This is a genomic window from Nocardia vulneris, assembly GCF_001613425.1.
Taxonomy (GTDB): Bacteria; Actinomycetota; Actinomycetes; order Mycobacteriales; family Mycobacteriaceae; genus Nocardia; species Nocardia vulneris.
The window spans coordinates 1-1,857 of sequence record NZ_BDCI01000065.1; the positions used below are offsets into that span (position 1 = coordinate 1).

General features: G+C 59.2%; 1 protein-coding gene. It reads right to left on the minus strand.

Annotation, left to right across the window (positions count from 1 at the left end; translation table 11 throughout):
• On the minus strand, positions 1-1,787 hold a 1,787-nt coding region (locus NVU01S_RS43055; RefSeq protein WP_156522249.1), incomplete at its 3' end, for a beta-ketoacyl reductase.
• Positions 1,788-1,857: the final 70 nt, after the last annotated feature.

Consider the following 1,857-nt stretch of genomic DNA (forward strand, 5'->3'; position numbering starts at 1 on the left):
GTCGGGTAGTCGAAGACCAGGGTTGCCGGTAGCCGCAGCCCGGTGACGGTGTTGAGCCGGTTGCGTGTCTCGACCGCGGTCAGGGAATCGAACCCGAGGTCTTGGAAGTTGCGGGCGGGGTCGATGACCGCGCCGCTGTCGTGGCCCAGGACCTCGGCGATCTGGCCACGGACGGTATCCAGGATCAGCGCATGCTGCTCGGCCGGTGCCAGTCCCGCGAGCCGGGCTCGCAGGACAGCAAGGCTCTCTGCCTCTGGTTCCTCTTGTGCTGACTGCAGCACCGATTGAGTCTCCGGCAACTCCTGAATCAGCGAGCGATGTCTCGATAGTGTGTAGAGCGGAACGAACTGCCGCCAGTTCAGGTTCGCAACTGTCATCGTTGCTTCACCGCAACCCACGACACGGGGCAATGCTGCCAAAGCCGAGTCGGGATCCATCAGCTGCACACCATTACGAGTGAGATACTCTGCAGCCTCGCGCGTTCCTGCCATACCTCCGGCAGCCCATCCCCCCCAGGCCAGCGAGGTAGCAGTCAAGCCTCGGGATCGTCGGCGCTGTGCTAGCCCATCCAAAAAGGCGTTCCCGGCCGCATAGGCTGCCCCGCCCGCGTTACCCCAGGTGGCGGCACCGGAGGAAAATAGGACGAATGCGTCCAGAACGCGATCACCGAGCAGTTCATCGAGATGCTGCACCCCCACCACCTTGGGGCCTGTAACCGTTTCGAACAATTCCGGATCGGTTTCGGTAATCGGGCTGAGCAATCCGTTCCCCGCAGCATGTATAACTGCGGTCAGAGGTGCCGCATCACTGTCTGTGACAGATAGTAGCGCTGCCACGTCCTCCCGACGGGTCACATCACAAGTCACGATCGTGACGCGACTGCCCAGAGCGCGCAAACCCATCTCCAGTTCCTGGGCTCCCTGCGCGTTGTATCCTCGGCGGCTAGCCAGAACAACATGCTGTGCCCCGTTCGCTGCGGCCCAACGCGCCAAATATCCCCCTATCCCGCCGGTACCGCCGGTGATCAGTACCGTCCCCCGGGGCTTCCACCCTTCGGATTTCAAAGACTCGGGTAGCACTGCCCGCACCATCCGACGGCCGTAGACACCCGATGGTCGGACAGCGAGCTGATCTTCGCCGTCACTGCGGGACAACGAGGCGATCATGCGTTGCAAAACGATCCGGTCCGATGTTTCGGAAAGATCGATGAGACCACCCCACCAGCGTGGATATTCCAGGCTGGCTACCTGTCCCATACCCCACATCTGGACTTGCATTGTACTGGTGATCTGCTCAAGATTCCCTATTTCTACCGCCCCAGACGTCACACACCACAAAGGTAGATCTGCATCGATGTCAGCGAATGCTTGCAGAAGAAGCAGATTTACCTGCAAACCCTGCGTCATTGAAGGCCAGTTGCTGCTTGGCCGTTCATCGATGGCGGCGAGAGACAGAACCCCTGCAACCTTTCCGGTTCCGGCCTTATTCTGCAATAAAGACGCTAAACCGGATCGCGACATTTGATTGGCATCGAGATCTATATAGTCGACATCTATGTCCGCTTCTCGAAAAGCGCCGATCACCGCCTCAACTACACCAACGCACGCAGACCCGACGACAAGCCATCTACCCCTTGCTCGCACCGGTTCATCTCTTAAAAGTCTCCACTCGATCCGATAACACCACGAATCGACCGTTGCCCAGATCTGCCGCTTCTGCCTTAATGACAAAAGCAACGGTAGGACTTCTCCAAAAGAGCGTTCAGTATCGATGCCCAGCGCTGCCATATCTCCTTGCTCAACCCGTCGCCAGAACTCGGTATCGATCGCATCCGAGGAACGCGTCTCGCCGTTGAAG